The following is a 6,446-nucleotide window of genomic DNA, read 5'->3' on the forward strand; positions in this document are numbered from 1 at the left end:
CAAAAACCTTTGGAGTCGGAGGACTACCAATTACGACTAATATTTCTCTTGCGGTCAATTTTAACACAGACGAGATTTCAAATATTGTCTTTCGTGTTAACGATACTAGCTTGAGCCAGACTTTGGGGCCAGAGTTGGCAAGAAGAATGACAGAGATTTCAGGTCTCCAACAAGGGGAGTATCAGGTAGCAGATGCAACAGAAGCCTTCAACGAAGTTCAACAAATGTTCGGTTTTATAACTACGATTATTAGTGCCATTGCGGGGATTTCCCTCTTTGTTGGAGGGACTGGTGTTATGAACATTATGCTTGTTTCGGTGACAGAGCGTACCCGTGAGATTGGTCTCCGTAAGGCTTTGGGTGCAACGCGTGCCAATATTTTAATTCAGTTTTTGATTGAATCCATGATTTTGACCTTGCTTGGTGGAGTTATTGGTCTAACCATTGCGACAGGCTTAACCGCTATAGCTGGTCTACTCTTGCAAGGATTGATAGCTGGTATAGAAGTAGGAGTATCAATCCCAGTTGCCCTATTTAGTCTTGCAGTTTCGGCTAGCGTGGGTATGATTTTTGGAGTTTTGCCAGCCAACAAGGCATCGAAACTTGATCCAATTGAAGCCCTTCGTTATGAATAGAATAAACAAGATGGACACTCGTCTATCTTGTTTTTTGTATGGATTTCCCTATCGAAAATCCTTAAAAATGTGATATAATGAAGTGTTAGAAAAACAGGTTTCATTTGCCTGGAAAGGAAAAATTATGTCTGAAAAGAATTTTTATATTACAACGCCGATTTACTATCCATCTGGTAAACTTCATATTGGTTCTGCCTACACAACCATCGCCTGTGATGTCCTAGCCCGTTACAAACGCCTGATGGGTTACGATGTCTTTTATCTGACAGGTCTTGATGAGCATGGTCAGAAAATCCAGCAGAAAGCAGAAGAAGCTGGCATTACACCTCAAGCTTATGTTGATGGGATGGCAGTTGGAGTCAAAGAACTCTGGCAATTACTAGATATCTCATACGATAAATTTATCCGTACAACTGATGACTACCATGAAAAAGTTGTCGCACAGGTCTTTGAGCGCTTACTTGCTCAAGATGATATCTATTTGGGTGAATACTCTGGTTGGTATTCAGTCTCAGATGAGGAATTCTTTACAGAAAGCCAGCTTGCGGAAGTTTTCCGTGATGAAGCTGGAAATGTAACTGGTGGTATTGCTCCATCAGGACACGAGGTTGAATGGGTATCTGAAGAATCATATTTCCTTCGTCTTAGCAAGTACCAAGACCGTTTGGTCGAATTTTTCAAGTCCCATCCTGAATTTATCACTCCAGATGGCCGTCTGAATGAAATGCTTCGCAACTTCATTGAGCCAGGTTTAGAGGATTTGGCGGTATCTCGTACCACATTTACCTGGGGTGTACCAGTCCCATCAAATCCAAAACACGTTGTCTATGTTTGGTTTGATGCTCTACTCAACTATGTGACAGCTCTTGGCTACGATCAAGACGAACACGCTAACTTTGACAAGTTCTGGAACGGAACAGTCTTCCATATGGTTGGAAAAGACATCCTTCGTTTTCACTCAATCTACTGGCCAATCCTTCTTATGATGTTGGATATCAAATTGCCAGAACGTTTGATTGGTCATGGTTGGTTTGTCATGAAAGACGGAAAGATGTCTAAATCTAAAGGGAATGTTGTCTATCCTGAAATGTTGATAGAGCGTTTTGGACTAGATCCACTTCGTTACTACCTCATGCGTAGCCTTCCAGTTGGTTCAGACGGAACCTTTACTCCGGAAGACTATGTTGGCCGTATCAATTATGAATTGGCTAATGACCTTGGAAACCTCCTCAACCGTACTGTTTCTATGATTAACAAGTACTTTGATGGACAAATTCCAGCCTATGTAGAGGGCGTGACAGAGTTTGATCATGCTCTTGCTGAGGTTGCAGAACAATCAATCGCAGACTACCATACACACATGGAAGCAGTTGACTACCCACGTGCTCTTGAAGTAGTCTGGACTCTGATCTCTCGTACCAATAAATACATCGATGAGACCGCACCATGGGTCTTGGCCAAGGATGAAGCTCTTCGTGACCAATTGGCAAGTGTCATGAGTCACTTGGCAGCTAGCCTTCGTGTCGTTGCTCACTTGATTGAGCCGTTTATGATGGAAACTAGTCGTGCAGTTTTGACTCAACTTGGCTTGAATGAAGTTTCTAGTCTTGAAAACTTGAACTTGGCTGACTTCCCAGCAGATGTGACTGTAGTTGCCAAAGGAACACCAATCTTCCCACGTCTGGATATGGAAGAAGAAATCGCCTATATCAAGGAACAAATGGAAGGCAACAAACCAGCAGTCGAAAAAGAGTGGAACCCAGACGAAGTTGAACTCAAACTAAACAAGGAAGAAATCAAGTTTGAAGATTTTGACAAGGTCGAAATTCGTGTCGCAGAAGTCAAAGAAGTGTCTAAAGTAGAAGGTTCTGATAAGTTGCTTCAATTCCGCTTGGATGCTGGTGATGGTGAAGATCGTCAAATCCTCTCAGGGATTGCTAAGTACTATCCAAACGAACAAGAGTTGGTCGGCAAGAAAGTTCAAATCGTTGCTAACCTCAAACCTCGTAAGATGATGAAAAAATATGTCAGTCAAGGGATGATTCTCTCAGCTGAACATGATGGACAATTAACCCTTCTCACAGTTGATCCAGCTGTACCGAATGGAAGTGTGATTGGGTAAAAGTATACAGGACTAGTTCATGCTAGTTCTGTTTTTTATTTACACTCAATGAAAATCAAAGAGGAAACTAGGAAGCTAGCCGCAGGTTGCTCAAAGCACTGCTTTGAGGTTGTAGATAGAACTGACGAAATCAGCTCAAAACACTGTTTTGAGGTTGTGGATAGAACTGACGAAGTCAGTACCCATACCTACGGCAAGGCGACGCTGACGTGGTTTGAAGAGATTTTCGAAGAGTATTAACTATTATGCTTTACAAACTAGTTTAGAAGTAGTATACTATAGGTGAGTCCACTAGTAGGTATTACAAAATAGATTAGAAGGGAGAAGGGATGAAGGAAACTCAACTATTAAAAGGTGTTCTTGAAGGTTGTGTCTTGGATATGATTGGTCAAAAAGAGCGATATGGTTATGAGTTGGTTCAGACTTTACGAGAGGCTGGATTTGATACTATCGTTCCAGGAACTATTTATCCTTTGTTGCAAAAGTTAGAAAAAAATCAATGGATTAGAGGCGACATGCGTCCGTCGCCAGATGGTCCAGATCGGAAGTATTTTTCGTTAACCAAAGAAGGAGAAGAGCGTGTCTCGGTCTTTTGGCAACAATGGGACGATTTGAGTCAAAAAGTAGAAGGGATTAAGAATGGGGGTTAAACCATGAAGAAAATGAAGTATTATGAAGAAACAAGCGCTTTGCTACATGAGTTTTCTGAGGAGAATCAGCAGTATTTTGAGGAACTGTGGGATAGTTTTAATCTTGCTGGATTTCTCTATGATGAGGACTATCTCAGAGAGCAGATTTATTTGATGATGTTAGATTTCTCAGAAGCAGAACGAGATGGCATGAGTGCAGAGGATTATTTAGGTAAGAATCCTAAAACAATAATGAAAGAGATGCTCAAGGAAGCACCACACAGTTCTATCAAGGAGTCCCTTTTGACGCCAATTCTTGTCCTAGCGGTATTACGTTATTATCAACTACTAAGTGATTTTTCTAAAGGTCCTCTCTTAACAGTCAATTTGCTTACTTTTTTAGGGCAACTTCTTCTTTTTCTGATTGGATTTGCTCTTGTGGCCACAATCTTACGTTGGGACTTAGTCCAAGATTCTCCTAAAATGAAAATTGGCACCTAGATTGTTGTTGGGATTCTTGTTCTGCTAGTTGTTCTGGGATATGTAGGAATAGGAAGTTTTGTACAAGAAGGAGCATTTTATCTTCCTGCTCCCTGGGATAGTTTGTCTGTCTTTACGATTTCCCTGATCATCAGTATTTGGAATTGGAAAGAACCGATTTTTCGTCCCTTTAACAGTATGATTATTGCCCATTTTATTGTAGGTTCTCTGCTCCGTTACTATGAGTGGATGGGCATTTCAAATGTTTTTCTTACAAAAGCTATTCCTTTAGCTGTCCTCTTTATTGGAATCTTTGTCTTGTTCCGTGGGTTTAAGAAGATAAAATGGAATGAAATATAGTCAAAAAGCCGTTGAAAAGCGGTTTTTTGTTATAATTAAATGAAGAATGTAGAATCAAAGGAGAAAAATTTGATGAGATACATAACTCTTGGTCAAGATGACAAAGAATTATCAGAAATTGTTCTCGGAATGATGAGAATAGAAGATAAGTCTGTAAAAGAAGTTGAAGAGCTTGTAGAAACAGCACTGTCTGTTGGAATCAATGCTTTTGACTTGGCTGATATTTATGGTCGTGGTCGTTGTGAAGAACTGTTAGGTCTTGTCCTAAAAAATCGTCCAGATTTAAGAGAAAAGATGTGGATTCAGTCCAAATGTGGCATTCGCATTGAAGAATTTACCTATTTTGATTTTTCTAAGGACTATATTATAAAATCAGTTGACGGAATTTTGCAAAGATTGAAGATTGATCATCTAGATAGCTTGCTTCTTCATCGACCAGATGCTTTGATGGAATCTGACCAAGTAGCAGAAGCCTTTGATCTCCTTTATAAACAAGGTAAGGTCCGAGATTTTGGAGTTTCTAATCAAAATCCCATGATGATGGAGTTGCTTAAAAAAGATGTCAAGCAGCCGTTAGCTGTTAATCAGCTACAATTGAGTGCGGCTTTTACTCCAGGATTCGAATCAGGTTTTCATGTTAATATGGAAGGTAGTCAAGCAACTATGCGAGATGGCAGCATTTTTGAATATTGCAAATTACACGATGTGGTCATTCAAGCATGGTCTGTCTTACAATTCGGGTATTTTAAAGGGAATTTTGTTGGAAATGAGAAATTTCAAGCTTTAAATCAAGTACTTGATCGTTTAGCTATTAAATATGGAGTAACCTCTTCAACTATTGCCATTTCTTGGATATTGCGTTATCCAGCAAAAATGCAGGCAGTTGTAGGTACCACAAATCCTAAGCACTTGAGAGAAGTTAGCCAAGCGGCAAACTTTAGCTTAACAAGAAAAGAATGGTATGAAATTTATCTTGCTGCAGGGAATAATTTGCCGTAAGTAGAAGCAGATGTAAATAAATCACAGTCAAAAAGCCGTTTTAAAGCGGTTTTTTTGTTATAATGAAGGGGAGGATTATTGATATTAAAGGAGAAAAACATGACATTTGAAGAAATTCTACCTGGGTTAAAGGATAAGAAAAAATATGTACGAACTGGTTGGGGAGGTGCTGAAAACTATGTCCAACTTTTTGACACTATCGAGCAAAATGGGGTTGCACTTGAAGTGACACCCTATTTCCTAATCAACGTTTCTGGGGAGGGAGAGGGTTTTTCCATGTGGAGTCCGACACCTTGTGATGTTTTGGCGACGGATTGGGTAGAAGTGCATGACTAGACGTGTATTGATTACGGGAGTGAGTTCAGGGATCGGCCTGGCTCAGGCTCGACTTTTTTTAGAGAAGGACTATCAAGTTTATGGAGTTGACCAAGGTGAAAATCCACTCTTAGAGGGTGATTTCCACTTTTTACAGAGAGATTTGACCTTGAACTTGGAGCCTATTTTTGATTGGTGTCCTCAGGTTGATGTTTTGTGCAATACTGCTGGAGTTTTGGATGATTACAAACCCCTATTGGAACAATCAGCGCAGGAAATTCAAGAGATTTTTGAAATCAACTACGTTACTCCAGTAGAGTTGACTCGGTATTATTTGACCAAAATGTTGGAGAATAAAAAAGGATCCATTATCAATATGTGCTCCATTGCTTCTAGCCTAGCAGGTGGCGGTGGACACGCCTATACTTCTTCGAAGCACGCCTTGGCTGGCTTCACCAAGCAGTTGGCTCTAGACTATGCTGAAACTGGAATTCAGGTCTTTGGTATCGCTCCAGGAGCAGTCAAGACAGCTATGACCGCTGCAGATTTTGAGCCAGGTGGTTTAGCGGACTGGGTGGCTAGTGAAACGCCAATCAAGCGCTGGATTGAGTCAGAAGAAGTGGCAGAAGTCAGTCTCTTTTTGGCCAGTGGAAAGTCCTCTGCCATGCAGGGACAAATTCTGACAATAGATGGCGGCTGGTCTTTGAAGTAGGAGGAGTTGGATGGATATTCAAGAGATCACAGAAGAAAATGCATCGCCATTAGTATTGAAGGTTAAGACTGAATTATTAGGATTTCCAGAATTGGACAAGACCTTGTATATGAATTGGAAGGTGAAGTAGGGGGATAATGGAACTATTTAAAACATGGAAGAAAAATATGGTTCTCTATGGTCTTAAATCTCAA

6 protein-coding genes and 1 pseudogene are annotated in these 6,446 nt (G+C 40.4%); all 7 read left to right on the forward strand.

Going from position 1 to position 6,446, the window contains the following annotated elements:
• Positions 1-635, forward strand: a 635-nt coding sequence (locus ACLNCN_RS02650) for an ABC transporter permease (protein WP_424844558.1), incomplete at its 5' end; no start/stop codon positions are given.
• Positions 636-759: 124 nt separating this feature from the next.
• Complete coding sequence (metG, locus tag ACLNCN_RS02655; RefSeq protein WP_261011208.1) at positions 760-2,757, forward strand: methionine--tRNA ligase; 1,998 nt, start codon at positions 760-762, stop codon at positions 2,755-2,757.
• 329 nt (positions 2,758-3,086) lie between these two features.
• Positions 3,087-3,407 carry a PadR family transcriptional regulator gene (locus ACLNCN_RS02660; protein ID WP_000665422.1) on the forward strand — a complete coding sequence of 107 codons (321 nt, stop codon included), beginning with the start codon at positions 3,087-3,089 and terminating at the stop codon, positions 3,405-3,407.
• Between the two features lie 3 nt (positions 3,408-3,410).
• Positions 3,411-4,226 (forward strand): annotated as a pseudogene (locus ACLNCN_RS02665) (hypothetical protein).
• Positions 4,227-4,298: 72 nt separating this feature from the next.
• Complete coding sequence (locus ACLNCN_RS02670) at positions 4,299-5,225, forward strand: aldo/keto reductase family oxidoreductase (protein ID WP_261033948.1); 927 nt, start codon at positions 4,299-4,301, stop codon at positions 5,223-5,225.
• A gap of 99 nt (positions 5,226-5,324) precedes the next feature.
• Positions 5,325-5,561, forward strand: coding sequence for a DUF2829 domain-containing protein (locus ACLNCN_RS02675; protein WP_000141924.1), 237 nt, complete (start codon positions 5,325-5,327; stop codon positions 5,559-5,561).
• Complete coding sequence (locus tag ACLNCN_RS02680) at positions 5,554-6,252, forward strand: 3-oxoacyl-ACP reductase (protein ID WP_261020072.1); 699 nt, start codon at positions 5,554-5,556, stop codon at positions 6,250-6,252. Before ACLNCN_RS02675 ends, ACLNCN_RS02680 begins: the two co-directional genes overlap by 8 nt.
• Positions 6,253-6,446 lie beyond the last annotated feature (194 nt).

This window comes from Streptococcus sp. CL8.13 (assembly GCF_049737895.1).

Coding starts and splice junctions, on each gene's coding strand:
- metG (WP_261011208.1), top strand. CDS start 760: ATGTCTGAAAAGAATTTTTATATTACAACGCCGATTTACTATCCATCT.
- ACLNCN_RS02660 (WP_000665422.1), top strand. CDS start 3,087: ATGAAGGAAACTCAACTATTAAAAGGTGTTCTTGAAGGTTGTGTCTTG.
- ACLNCN_RS02670 (WP_261033948.1), top strand. CDS start 4,299: ATGAGATACATAACTCTTGGTCAAGATGACAAAGAATTATCAGAAATT.
- ACLNCN_RS02675 (WP_000141924.1), top strand. CDS start 5,325: ATGACATTTGAAGAAATTCTACCTGGGTTAAAGGATAAGAAAAAATAT.
- ACLNCN_RS02680 (WP_261020072.1), top strand. CDS start 5,554: ATGACTAGACGTGTATTGATTACGGGAGTGAGTTCAGGGATCGGCCTG.